Source organism: Lelliottia sp. JS-SCA-14 (assembly GCF_035593345.1).
Lineage (GTDB): Bacteria > Pseudomonadota > Gammaproteobacteria > Enterobacterales > Enterobacteriaceae > Enterobacter > Enterobacter wanjuensis.
Genome location: NZ_CP141606.1, coordinates 778,235 through 790,786, shown reverse-complemented (window position 1 = coordinate 790,786; position 12,552 = coordinate 778,235). Strand labels below are relative to the sequence as shown.

General features: G+C 58.3%; 12 protein-coding genes and 1 riboswitch. Of the genes, 9 read left to right on the top strand and 3 right to left on the bottom strand.

Annotated features, from left to right (window positions below; all coding sequences use genetic code 11):
• The first annotated feature begins 82 nt into the window (after positions 1 to 82).
• The 5 genes from leuL (at position 83) to leuD (ending at position 4,942) form a co-directional block, all read left to right on the top strand.
• Positions 83 to 169, top strand: coding sequence for a leu operon leader peptide (leuL, locus tag U9O48_RS23325; protein ID WP_350315585.1), 87 nt, complete (start codon positions 83 to 85; stop codon positions 167 to 169).
• 91 nt (positions 170 to 260) lie between these two features.
• Positions 261 to 1,832 (top strand): 2-isopropylmalate synthase, encoded by a 1,572-nt coding sequence (gene leuA / locus U9O48_RS03750; RefSeq protein ID WP_282491640.1) that lies wholly within the window; start codon positions 261 to 263, stop codon positions 1,830 to 1,832.
• Positions 1,832 to 2,923 carry a 3-isopropylmalate dehydrogenase gene (leuB, locus tag U9O48_RS03745; protein ID WP_285146009.1) on the top strand — a complete coding sequence of 364 codons (1,092 nt, stop codon included), beginning with the start codon at positions 1,832 to 1,834 and terminating at the stop codon, positions 2,921 to 2,923. The genes leuA and leuB overlap by 1 nt, the downstream gene beginning before the upstream one ends.
• A gap of 2 nt (positions 2,924 to 2,925) precedes the next feature.
• Complete coding sequence (gene leuC / locus U9O48_RS03740) at positions 2,926 to 4,326, top strand: 3-isopropylmalate dehydratase large subunit (protein ID WP_285146010.1); 1,401 nt, start codon at positions 2,926 to 2,928, stop codon at positions 4,324 to 4,326.
• Positions 4,327 to 4,336: 10 nt separating this feature from the next.
• The gene (gene leuD, locus U9O48_RS03735; protein WP_285146011.1) at positions 4,337 to 4,942 is read left to right on the top strand and encodes a 3-isopropylmalate dehydratase small subunit; all 606 of its coding nucleotides are present in this window, start codon (positions 4,337 to 4,339) and stop codon (positions 4,940 to 4,942) included.
• A gap of 82 nt (positions 4,943 to 5,024) precedes the next feature.
• Here the strand turns inward: leuD and U9O48_RS03730 are convergent, their stop codons facing one another.
• Positions 5,025 to 6,203, bottom strand: coding sequence for a sugar efflux transporter (locus U9O48_RS03730; protein ID WP_285146012.1), 1,179 nt, complete (start codon positions 6,201 to 6,203; stop codon positions 5,025 to 5,027).
• 120 nt (positions 6,204 to 6,323) lie between these two features.
• On the bottom strand, positions 6,324 to 6,476 hold the full coding sequence (sgrT, locus tag U9O48_RS03725; RefSeq protein ID WP_095280755.1) for a glucose uptake inhibitor SgrT: 153 nt from the start codon (positions 6,474 to 6,476) through the stop codon (positions 6,324 to 6,326).
• An 87-nt stretch (positions 6,477 to 6,563) separates the two neighbouring features.
• Here sgrT and sgrR point away from each other — a divergent pair, with 87 nt between their 5' ends.
• The 4 genes from sgrR (at position 6,564) to thiQ (ending at position 11,642) form a co-directional block, all read left to right on the top strand.
• Complete coding sequence (gene sgrR, locus U9O48_RS03720) at positions 6,564 to 8,219, top strand: HTH-type transcriptional regulator SgrR (protein WP_282491635.1); 1,656 nt, start codon at positions 6,564 to 6,566, stop codon at positions 8,217 to 8,219.
• Positions 8,220 to 8,255: 36 nt separating this feature from the next.
• Positions 8,256 to 8,356, top strand: a riboswitch (TPP riboswitch).
• Between the two features lie 31 nt (positions 8,357 to 8,387).
• Positions 8,388 to 9,371, top strand: a complete 984-nt coding sequence (gene thiB / locus U9O48_RS03715; RefSeq protein ID WP_324723543.1) for a thiamine ABC transporter substrate binding subunit — start codon at positions 8,388 to 8,390, stop codon at positions 9,369 to 9,371.
• Positions 9,347 to 10,957: a thiamine/thiamine pyrophosphate ABC transporter permease ThiP gene (thiP, locus tag U9O48_RS03710; RefSeq protein ID WP_324723541.1), complete on the top strand. Its 1,611-nt coding sequence runs from the start codon at positions 9,347 to 9,349 to the stop codon at positions 10,955 to 10,957. The genes thiB and thiP overlap by 25 nt, the downstream gene beginning before the upstream one ends.
• Positions 10,941 to 11,642 carry a thiamine ABC transporter ATP-binding protein ThiQ gene (thiQ, locus tag U9O48_RS03705; protein ID WP_324723540.1) on the top strand — a complete coding sequence of 234 codons (702 nt, stop codon included), beginning with the start codon at positions 10,941 to 10,943 and terminating at the stop codon, positions 11,640 to 11,642. Before thiP ends, thiQ begins: the two co-directional genes overlap by 17 nt.
• A 66-nt stretch (positions 11,643 to 11,708) precedes the next feature.
• On the opposite strand, the gene U9O48_RS03700 is transcribed toward thiQ, so the two are convergent.
• Positions 11,709 to 12,476 (bottom strand): DedA family protein, encoded by a 768-nt coding sequence (locus U9O48_RS03700; protein WP_285150649.1) that lies wholly within the window; start codon positions 12,474 to 12,476, stop codon positions 11,709 to 11,711.
• Positions 12,477 to 12,552 lie beyond the last annotated feature (76 nt).

Here is a 12,552-nt window from a genome sequence, read left to right as displayed (position 1 = left end):
GTGTTTTTCACTTCGGGGGTTGACTTGAATCCGCATATCCAGTACCACTAAAAGCATAACGCATTCATCTGGAGCCCGATTCATGATTCGTACCACTCGCCACTTCAGCCTACTACTACTAAACGCATCCACTGTGCGCGGTAGGCTGGCGGGCGAAATTCAACGTTGAATCGTCTTCAGTAAACAAAAAAACCCGCGCCACTGCGCGGGTTTTTTTATGCTCGTAGCAAGGCGCCCCAGGACAGACAAGGACCTAACCCATGAGCCAGCAAGTCGTTATTTTCGATACAACTTTACGTGACGGTGAACAGGCGTTACAGGCAAGCCTGAGTGTGAAAGAGAAACTGCAGATTGCGCTGGCCCTCGAACGTATGGGTGTCGACGTGATGGAGGTGGGTTTCCCGGTCTCTTCTCCGGGTGATTTTGAATCCGTACAGACCATCGCACGCACCATCAAAAACAGCCGCGTGTGTGGCCTGGCCCGCTGCGTCGAGAAAGATATCGACGTCGCCGCCGAGTCGCTGAAAGTGGCCGAAGCTTTCCGCATTCACACCTTTATCGCCACCTCGCCAATGCATATCGCCACCAAGCTGCGCAGTACGCTGGATGAAGTGATTGAACGCGCAATCTATATGGTGAAACGCGCCCGCAACTACACCGACGACGTCGAATTCTCCTGCGAAGATGCAGGCCGTACGCCCATCGCCGATCTGGCGCGCGTGGTTGAAGCTGCGATTAACGCCGGTGCGACCACCATCAACATCCCGGACACCGTCGGCTACACCATGCCGTTCGAGTTCTCCAACATCATTACCGGCCTGTACGAGCACGTGCCGAATATCGATAAAGCCATTATCTCCGTCCACACCCATGACGATTTGGGTCTGGCCGTGGGCAACGCCATTGCCGCAGTCCACGCCGGTGCGCGCCAGGTTGAAGGCGCGATGAACGGCATCGGCGAACGCGCCGGTAACTGTTCGCTGGAAGAAGTGATCATGGCGATCAAAGTGCGCAAAGACATCATGAATGTGCAGACCCGCATCAATCACAACGAAATCTGGCGCACCAGCCAGACCGTCAGCCAGATCTGCAACATGCCGATCCCGGCGAACAAAGCGATTGTCGGCACCGGCGCGTTCGCCCACTCCTCCGGCATCCACCAGGATGGCGTGCTGAAGAACCGCGAAAACTACGAAATCATGACCCCGGAATCCATCGGCCTGAACCAGGTTCAGCTGAACCTGACTTCCCGCTCTGGCCGTGCGGCAGTAAAACACCGTATGGAAGAGATGGGTTACAAGGAAAGCGACTACAACATGGATCACCTGTACGACGCGTTCCTGAAGCTGGCGGACAAAAAAGGTCAGGTCTTCGATTACGATCTGGAAGCATTAGCCTTCATTAACAAACAGCAGGAAGAGCCAGAGCACTTCCGTCTGGACTACTTCAGCGTGCAGTCCGGCTCCAGCGACATCGCCACCGCCTCCGTCAAACTGGCCTGCGGTGATGACGTCAAAGCCGAAGCCGCCAACGGCAACGGCCCGGTCGATGCGATTTACCAGGCGATCAACCGCATCACCAGCTACGACATCGAACTGGTCAAATACGATCTCAGCGCCAAAGGTCACGGCAAAGACGCGCTGGGTCAGGTCGACATCGTGGTCACTTACAACGGCCGCCGCTTCCACGGTGTGGGCCTGGCGACAGACATCGTCGAGTCCTCCGCCAAAGCCATGGTGCACGTCCTGAACAACATCTGGCGCGCCGCAGAAGTCGAAAAAGAGTTGCAACGCAAAGCTCAGAATAAAGAGAACAATAAGGAAACCGTGTAATGTCGAAGAATTACCATATTGCTGTGTTGCCGGGCGATGGCATTGGCCCGGAAGTGATGACACAAGCCCTGAAAGTCCTGGAAGCCATCCGCGCCCGTTTCGCGATGAAAATCACCACCAGCCACTACGATGTGGGCGGTATTGCGATTGATAACCACGGTACTCCGCTGCCGAAAGCCACCGTCGAAGGCTGCGAAAACGCCGATGCGGTCCTGTTCGGCTCCGTCGGCGGCCCGAAATGGGAACATCTGCCGCCAGCAGAGCAACCTGAGCGCGGCGCGCTGCTGCCGCTGCGTAAGCATTTCAAACTGTTCAGCAACCTGCGTCCGGCGAAGCTGTATCAGGGACTGGAAGAGTTCTGCCCGCTGCGCGCCGATATTGCCGCCAACGGCTTCGACATCCTGTGCGTGCGTGAATTAACCGGCGGTATCTATTTCGGCCAGCCGAAGGGCCGCGAAGGCAGCGGTCAGCACGAAAAAGCCTTTGATACCGAGGTGTATCACCGTTTCGAAATCGAACGTATTGCCCGCATCGCTTTTGAATCTGCGCGCAAACGCCGTCACAAAGTGACCTCCATTGATAAAGCCAACGTCCTGCAATCTTCGATTCTGTGGCGCGAAATCGTCAACGAAATCGCCAAAGAGTACCCGGACGTTGAGCTCTCGCACATGTACATCGACAACGCCACCATGCAGTTGATTAAAGACCCGTCGCAGTTTGACGTCCTGCTGTGCTCCAACCTGTTCGGCGACATTCTCTCTGACGAATGCGCAATGATCACCGGCTCGATGGGCATGCTGCCGTCTGCCAGCCTGAACGAAGAAGGGTTTGGTCTGTATGAGCCTGCGGGCGGCTCAGCGCCGGATATCGCGGGTAAAAACATCGCCAACCCGATTGCCCAGATCCTCTCCCTGGCCCTGCTGCTGCGCTACAGCCTGGATGCAAACGATGCGGCAGACGCAATCGAAAGCGCCATCAACCGCGCATTAGAAGAAGGTATCCGCACCGGCGACTTAGCGCGCGGCGCGGCGGCCGTCAGTACCGATGAAATGGGCGATATCATTGCCCGCTATGTCGCTGAAGGGGTGTAATCATGGCGAAGACGTTATACGAAAAATTGTTTGATGCTCACGTGGTTTTTGAGGCACAAAACGAAACCCCGCTGCTGTACATCGACCGTCATCTGGTGCACGAAGTGACGTCTCCGCAGGCATTTGACGGCCTGCGCGCGCACAACCGTCCGGTTCGCCAGCCGGGTAAAACCTTCGCCACCATGGATCACAACGTTTCCACGCAGACCAAAGATATCAACGCGTCCGGCGAAATGGCGCGTATCCAGATGCAGGAGCTGATTAAGAACTGCAACGCGTTCGGCGTGGAGCTGTACGATTTGAACCACCCGTATCAGGGCATCGTCCACGTGATGGGTCCTGAGCAAGGCATCACCCTGCCGGGCATGACCATCGTCTGCGGCGACTCTCATACCGCGACCCACGGGGCGTTCGGTGCGCTGGCCTTTGGTATCGGCACCTCCGAAGTGGAGCACGTTCTGGCGACGCAAACCCTGAAACAGGGCCGCGCGAAAACCATGAAAATTGAAGTTAACGGCCAGGCGGCACCAGGCATTACCGCCAAAGACATCGTGCTGGCGATTATCGGTAAAACCGGCAGCGCAGGCGGAACCGGCCACGTCGTGGAATTCTGCGGCGATGCGATCCGAGCGTTGAGCATGGAAGGCCGCATGACCCTGTGCAACATGGCGATCGAGATGGGGGCCAAAGCCGGTCTGGTCGCGCCAGACGAAACCACCTTCAACTACGTGAAAGGTCGTCTGCACGCGCCGAAAGGCAAAGATTATGACGATGCGGTGCAATACTGGAAAACCCTGCAAACCGACGACGGCGCGACCTTCGATACCGTTGTGACGCTGCAGGCCGAAGAGATCGCCCCGCAGGTCACCTGGGGCACCAACCCAGGCCAGGTGATTTCCGTCAACGACAACATCCCCGATCCGGCCTCGTTTGCCGATCCGGTTGAACGCGCGAGCGCCGAAAAAGCGCTGGCCTACATGGGCCTGAAACCGGGCGTGCCGCTGACCGACGTGGCGATAGATAAAGTGTTTATCGGCTCCTGCACCAACTCCCGTATCGAAGATTTGCGCGCAGCGGCGGAAATTGCCAAAGGCCGCAAAGTGGCTCCTGGCGTGCAGGCGCTGGTCGTGCCAGGCTCCGGCCCGGTGAAAGCGCAGGCGGAAGCCGAAGGTCTGGATAAGATCTTTATCGAAGCCGGTTTTGAGTGGCGCTTACCGGGTTGCTCAATGTGTCTGGCGATGAACAACGACCGCCTGAACCCCGGCGAGCGCTGCGCCTCCACCAGCAACCGTAACTTTGAAGGCCGTCAGGGCCGCGGCGGACGCACCCATCTGGTGAGCCCGGCGATGGCAGCGGCTGCCGCTGTCACCGGTCATTTTGCCGATATTCGTGGTTTGAAATAAGGAGACAATCATGGCAGAGAAATTTACCCAACATACGGGCCGGGTTGTCCCGCTGGATGCGGCGAACGTGGATACGGACGCCATCATTCCGAAACAGTTTTTGCAGAAAGTGACCCGCACCGGCTTCGGCGCGCACCTGTTCAACGACTGGCGTTTTCTCGACGATCAGGGCCAGCAGCCAAATCCCGAGTTCGTTCTGAACTTCCCGGAATTTAAGGGCGCATCGATCCTGTTAGCGCGTGAAAACTTCGGCTGCGGTTCTTCCCGTGAACACGCGCCGTGGGCCCTGACCGACTACGGTTTTAAAGTGGTGATCGCCCCGAGCTTTGCCGACATATTTTACGGCAACAGCTTCAACAACCAGCTGCTGCCGGTGACGCTGAGCGACGAACAGGTCGATGAGCTGTTCGCGCTGGTGAAAGCCAATCCGGGCATTTCGTTTGAAGTGGATCTGGAAGCCCAGGTGGTGAAAGCGGGTGATAAAACTTACAGCTTTAAAATCGACGATTTCCGCCGCCACTGCATGATTAACGGTCTGGACAGCATCGGTTTGACGCTTCAACACGAAGCGTCGATTGCGACCTACGAAAACAAACAACCGGCGTTTATGCGCTAACGAAAAAGGCCCGCGAAAAGCGGGCCTTTTTGTTGGGTTTGTAGCTTTGTAGGCCGGATAAGCGCAGCGCCATCCGGCAAACTTATACATCTCGGACGCGCAACGTCAGCCCCAGCGTCACCAGCGAAATCCCCGCCATCACCCAGTACACCGCAAAGTGCCCGTAGCTTTGCGCCAGCGCCCCCTGAATCACCCCCGCCAGAATCACACCGGTCGAAATACTGTTGGTAAACAGCGTGGTCGCAGACCCCGCCCGTCCGGGCATCAGATCCTGAAACCACAGCATGCCAATCCCGGCGACAATGCCAATAAATATCGCGTTAAACAGCTGGAGCGCCAGCAGCGCCTCGCGGGAATGGAAAAGAATCAGCCCGAGGTAAAACAGCACGCCAGCCGCCACCGCGATCACCATCATCCGGCGCTTGCCAAAGCGTTTCACGTAAAAACCCGCGAGGATCATCGCCGGGATCTCCAGCCCTGCCGCAGTGCCCATCAAAATCCCGGCGAGCTTATCCGGCAGCCCCAGATCGCTGCTGATCCACAGCGGCATATCGATGATGTACATGGTGTTGCAGGTCCACATCAGCGTCGAGGCGATAAACAGCATGCGCACATTTTTGTTGTGCCAGCCGCTCACCTGAGTGACGGGCCTGTCCGCCGCCTGCTCCACCCTCGCGACGGACGGCAGGACGAAGGCGATCAGCGCGAGGCTAATGGCAAAAATCCCCGCCGCGATAGAAAACATCATCGTAAAGCCGTAATTCAGCGCCAGCATAAAGGCCAGCGGCGGGCCGATCACCCACGCCAGCGATAACTGCGCACGCATCACCGAGCTGAACATCACCACTTCCCGCGCCGAGCTGTCCGCGTATTCACGCGCCAGCGCAAAGAGCTGCGGCATGGCGGTATTGGCAAGTGACGCCAGCAGCACTCCGCAGGTGAGCAGCGTCAGATAGTGGCGGTTGAAAGCAAACAGCAGCGCGTTACCGATCGCCATCGCGCAGCAGAACAGAATTAATTTGCGGCGATCGCCCTGACTGTCGGATCGTTTTGCCAGCCACAGGCTGACCAGGATCCCGGCAATGGCGTTGACCGTATAAAACAGGCCGACCCAGAAGGGCTGCGCTCCGACCTCGCGACTCAGGAACAGGCTCAGCGTCGGCGCCTGTAGCGCGCCCGCGACGCCCATCATAAAGGCCACCAGCATAAAAGCGGCATACACGCCGTTAAGGCGGCGGCCCATCGTCATCAACCAGAGCATGCGCAGTTCCTTGTCAAAGAGGAGCGAAATCAGGAGGCAGTGTAAACGAAAAAAGCCAGCAAAAACATTTTGCTGGCGGGTGATAAGCACCAATACTCAGTCACACATGATCGAGGCAAGTCAGCGGGAAGAGGTCGGATTCGTAACATCCCACTGCATCAGATCTTCGAGCATTTTCAGGCGCTGTTCTGCGCACTGGCGGGCCAGCCAGGACACTCCTTTTGTCGCTGAAAAGTACTGCTGATAAAACTGACGTGCGGTAGACCTCTTCATAATCACCTCCTCACTTCAACAGGAAGAATTATTGGCTTATTATGAGGAATAATAAATTGCTGATTTTTTGTCAGGAGTTCCCCTTTTATGCCATCTGGTCGTCTGCAACAACAATTCATCCGCCTCTGGCAGTGCTGCGAAGGCCAGTCAAAAGAGACCACGCTGAACGAGCTGGCCGAACTCCTGAATTGCTCGCGTCGCCATATGCGTACCCTGCTCAACACCATGCAGCAGCAGGGCTGGCTTAACTGGGAAGCCGAAGCCGGACGCGGAAAACGTTCGCGCTTAACCTTCCTCTACACCGGCCTGGCACTCCAGCAACAGCGCGCCGAGGACCTGCTGGAGCAGGATCGCATCGATCAGCTGGTGCAACTGGTCGGCGACAAAGCCGCCGTGCGCCAGATGCTGGTCTCTCATCTGGGCCGCAGCTTCCGCCAGGGGAAACACATCCTGCGCGTGCTCTACTATCGTCCGATGAAAAACCTGCTGCCCGGCACGGCGTTACGCCGCTCCGAAACGCACATGGCGCGCCAGATCTTCAGCGGCCTGACGCGCATAAATGAGGAAAACGGGGAACTGGAAGCGGACATCGCGCACCACTGGCAGCAATTATCCCCCTTGCACTGGCGCTTTTTTTTGCGTCCCGGCATCCATTTTCATCATGGTCGCGAGCTGGAGATGGAAGACGTCATCGCCTCCCTGCAGCGCGCCCGCGAGCTGCCGCTCTACTCCCACATCACGCAGATTCACTCCCCCACCGCCTGGACGTTGGATATTGAACTGTCCGAACCCGACCAGTGGCTGCCGTGGCTGATGGGCTACGTCCCGTCGATGATTTTGCCCCACGAATGGGGAACCATGCCGAATTTCGCCAGCCAGCCGGTCGGGACTGGCCCTTACGCGGTGATGCGCAACAACAGCAATCAGCTCAAAATCCGCGCCTTCGATGACTACTTTGGCTATCGCGCGTTGATTGACGAGGTGAATGTCTGGGTGCTGCCGGAGATCAGCGAAGAGTTCAGCCCCGGCCTGACGCTGGAAGGCCCGACCGACGGGGAAAAAGCCGTCGAAAGTCGCCTCGAAGAGGGCTGTTACTATCTGCTATTTGACTCCCGCACCCACCGGGGCGCGAGCCGCGAGGTGCGCCAGTGGGTCAGTCAGATTCTCGCGCCTGCCAATCTGATTTATCAGGCGGAAGATCAGCACCAGACCTACTGGTTCCCGGCCTACGGGCTGCTGCCGCGCTGGCACCACGCCCGCCCAGGGCGGTGCGAAAAGCCCGCCGGGCTGGAATCCATCACCCTGACCTATTATCGCGAACATGTGGAGCACCGGTTTATTGCCCGCATCATGAGCAAACTTCTGGCGGCAGAAGGCGTGACGCTGGAGATTCAGGAGGTGGAATACGATGAATGGCATCGCGGCGAAGCAGTCAGCGATATCTGGCTCAACAGCGCGAACTTCACCCTGCCGCTCGATTTCTCGTTATTCTCGCATCTGTATGAGATCCCGCTGATCCAGCACTGCATCGCCCGCGACTGGCAGCAGGACGCCGCCCAGTGGCGAGCGGGTGATATGAATCTGGCGGTCTGGTGCCAGCAACTGCTCTCCCAGCAGGCGATGGTGCCGCTGATCCACCACTGGCTGATGATTCAGGGACAGCGCAGTATGCGCGGCCTGCGCATGAACACCCTGGGCTGGTTTGACTTTAAATCGGCCTGGTTTGCGCCGCCGGAGCCATAACACTTTCGTAATATTCACCAAATCATTACAATACCGCCGTTCTCAACGGGGTGCTGCATCGATGATGTGCGCTGAGATAATACCCGTCGAACCTGATCCGGATAACGCCGGCGAAGGGATTTGAGGCTGTCGCTCAAAATCCTTTGCCACTCAACTTTGAGGTGCAAAGTGTTAAAAAAAGTTCTCCCCCTGCTGGCGCTCTTCGCGCTGCCTGCTTTTGCCAAACCCGTTTTGACGGTCTACACCTACGACTCCTTTGCCGCCGACTGGGGCCCAGGCCCGGTGGTCAAAAAAGCCTTTGAAGCCGATTGCAACTGCGAGCTGAAATTCGTGGCGCTGGAAGATGGCGTCTCCCTGCTAAACCGTCTGCGGATGGAAGGCAAAAACAGCAAAGCCGACGTAGTGCTGGGTCTCGACAACAATCTGCTGGAAGCGGCCTCGCAAACCAAACTGTTCGCCAAAAGCGGTGTCTCCGCCGATGCGGTGAGCGTTCCGGGCGGCTGGAAAAACGACACCTTCGTGCCCTTCGATTACGGCTACTTCGCCTTCGTCTACGACAAAAACAAGCTGAAAAACCCGCCGAAAAGCCTGAAAGAATTGATCGAAAGCGACCAGAAATGGCGTGTGATTTATCAGGACCCGCGCACCAGCACGCCGGGCCTGGGCCTGCTGCTGTGGATGCAAAAAGTGTACGGCGATAAAGCGCCGGAAGCCTGGCAAAAACTGGCGGCCAAAACCGTCACCGTCACAAAAGGCTGGAGCGAAGCCTACGGCCTGTTCCTGAAAGGTGAAAGCGATCTGGTCCTGAGCTACACCACCTCTCCGGCCTATCACATCATCGAAGAGAAGAAAGACAATTACGCCGCCGCGAACTTCGCCGAAGGCCACTATCTGCAGGTGGAAGTCGCCGCGCGTACCGCCGCCAGCAAACAGCCGGAACTGGCAGAAAAGTTCCTGAAATTTATGGTCTCTCCTGGGTTCCAGAATGCGATCCCGACCGGCAACTGGATGTACCCGGTGACGGACGTGACGCTGCCCGCCGGCTTTGACCAGCTGAGAAAACCGCAAACCACGCTCGAGTTTACCCCGCAGCAGGTTTCCACTCAGCGCGCCGCCTGGATCAGTGAATGGCAACGCGCCGTCAGCCGCTAATTCCCGGCTGGCTGATCCCCGGGCTGACTGCCGCCACGCTGATGGTGGTGGTGAGCCTGGGGGCTTTTCTTGCCCTGTGGCTCAACGCACCGGAAAGCGACATCGCCGCGCTGTGGCACGATAGCTATCTCTGGCACGTGGTGCGCTTCTCCTTTTGGCAGGCGTTTCTCTCTGCCCTGCTTTCTGTGGTTCCGGCGATCTTTTTAGCCCGGGCGCTCTATCGCCGCCGCTTCCCCGGCAGGCAAGCCCTGCTGCGCCTGTGCGCAATGACGTTGATTCTGCCCGTGCTGGTCGCCGTCTTCGGTATTTTGAGCGTGTACGGACGCCAGGGGTGGATCGCCACGCTGTTGAATGCCTTTGGGCTGGAGTGGACTTTCTCCCCTTACGGCCTGCAGGGCATTTTGCTCGCTCATGTGTTCTTCAATATGCCGATGGCGACACGCCTGTTCCTGCAAGCGCTGGAAAACATTCCCGGCGAGCAGCGCCAGCTGGCAGCCCAGCTCGGGATGCGCGGTTTTGCCTTCTTCCACTTTGTCGAGTGGCCGTGGCTGCGTCGGCAGATCCCGCCCGTCGCGGCACTGATTTTTATGCTCTGCTTCGCCAGCTTTGCCACCGTGCTGTCGCTTGGCGGCGGGCCGCAGGCCACCACTATTGAGCTGGCGATCTATCAGGCGCTGAGCTTTGACTATGATCCAGGCCGCGCGGCGGTGCTGGCGATTATCCAGATGTTCTGCTGTCTGGGGCTGGTGCTGCTCAGCCAGCGCCTGAGCAAGGCCATTGCCGTCGGCAGCCATCAGGTGAACGGCTGGCGCGACCCGCAGGACAGCCTGCGCAGTCGTCTGGGCGATCTCCTGCTGATTGCCCTCGCGCTGTTATTGCTGCTCCCGCCACTGCTGGCGGTGGTGGTGGATGGGCTCAATCTGAATCTGTTTTCCGTGCTGCAACAGCCGGTACTGTGGCAGGCGCTGTGGACGTCACTGCGCATCGCTCTCGGGGCCGGATTGCTGTGCGTTCTCCTGACCATGATGCTCTTGTGGAGCAGTCGCGAACTGTACGCCCGCCAGTCGCGCATCGCCGGACAGGCGCTGGAGTTGAGCGGAATGTTGATTCTGGCGATGCCGGGCATCGTGCTGGCGACCGGCTTCTTTTTGCTGTTCAACAGCACCATCGGCTTACCCGAACACGCCGACGGGATCGTGATTTTCACCAACGCGCTAATGGCGATCCCCTACGCCCTGAAAGTGCTGGAAAACCCGATGCGCGATCTCAGCGCCCGCTACACGCTGCTCTGCCAGTCGCTGGGGATGCGCGGCTGGCAGCGGTTGAAAGTGGTGGAACTGCGCGCCCTGAAACGCCCGCTGGCACAGGCGCTGGCGTTTGCCAGCGTGCTGTCGATTGGCGATTTCGGCGTGGTGGCGCTATTTGGCAACGACGATTTCCGCACCCTGCCGTTCTGGCTGTATCAGCAGATCGGCTCGTATCGCAGTCAGGATGGTGCGGTCACCGCCCTGCTCCTGCTGCTGCTCTGTTTTACCCTCTTCACCGTTATCGAAAAACTTCCGGGGCGCGATGCTAAAACTGACTGATGTAACCTGGCTTTATCAGCACCTGCCGATGCGGTTTACGCTCTCCGTCGGGCGCGGGGAGATGATTGCGATCCTCGGCCCGAGCGGTGCCGGGAAAAGCACGCTGCTCAATTTGATTGCCGGTTTTCTGCCTCCGGCGCGCGGGGAGATGGTGATTGACGGGCAGAACCACACCCACACGCCGCCGTCCCAACGGCCGGTGTCGATGCTGTTTCAGGAAAACAACCTGTTTACCCATCTGACGGTGCGCCAGAATATCGGGCTGGGGATGGACCCCGGTCTCAAACTGTCGGCGGCTCAGCGTGAAAAACTGGAATCTATCGCGCAGCAGATGGGGCTGAATGAATTTCTCGACCGCCTGCCGGGTGAGCTTTCCGGCGGGCAGCGTCAGCGCGTGGCACTTGCGCGCTGTCTGGTGCGCGAACAGCCGATTTTACTCCTCGACGAACCTTTCTCCGCCCTCGACCCGGCCCTGCGTCAGGAGATGTTGCTGCTGGTGAAAGAGGTGTGCCAGCAGAAGAACCTGACCATGCTGATGGTGTCGCACAGCGTAGAAGACGCCGCGCGGATCGCAACGCGTTCAGTGGTGATCGCCGACGGGCGAATTGCGTGGGATGGGGAGACGCAGGAGCTGGTGAGCGGTAAGGCGAGTGCCTCCGCGTTGTTGGGGATCGTGCCGCAGTAAAAAAACCGGGTGGCGGCTGCGCCTTACCCGGCCTACGGTTCGTAGTCGCTGTAGGCCCGCAATAAACTACCGGCTCACCACCTTCAACAAAATCTCGCCATACACCGGCATCAATGGATGACGAATCAACGCCACCAGCGCCACCACGGCGATCCCGAGCGTTAAGGGCGCGAGCATCATCAGGCGCCCACGTGGCAGATAGTGGGTCAGACGATCCGTCCCCGCCTTCGCACTGCGCCACAATCTCCAGCACAACCAAAACGCGACCCACAGCAGCAGCGCGGTCCCTAACAGCAGCCATTTAAAATGACCGCTTTGCGCATCGGCGGGGATATCAATCGCCGCACCGGCCAGAATGCCCGGCAGGAAGTAGACTGGCGGCCAGAGAAGGCAGCCGATGATGTTCGGCAGCAGAAACTTTGCGACGGGCAGGTCAAGCATCCCGGCAACCATCGGCACGATCGGGCGCGTTGGCCCAATAAATCGCCCAATCAGAATGGTAAACATGCTGTGCTGATGCAGGGCATGCTCGGTTTTATCAAGCAACGCTTTGTTCTTTTTCATGAACGACCAGCGATGCAGCGGCTTTTTGAAGCGCCAGCCGAGCCAGAAAGAGATCCAGTCCCCCAGCAGACAGCCCACGATACCGGCCATCCATGCCTGCCAGAAGTTCACCTCGCCGCTGCCGATCAGCGCCCCGAGGCCCGCCATCATCACCGTTCCGGGTAATATCAGCCCGACCAGCGCCAGCGATTCAAGAAAGGCGACCAGCGCGACGGCAATCAGCGAATAGGCGACGGACTGCGTAATAAAATGTTCCAGCAATGCCTGCATAACGTTTCCGGTCAGATAACAGAGCAGGGATTCTGCGAAGTGCTTCCTGCCGCGTCAAGACAACAATTGTCTGAAT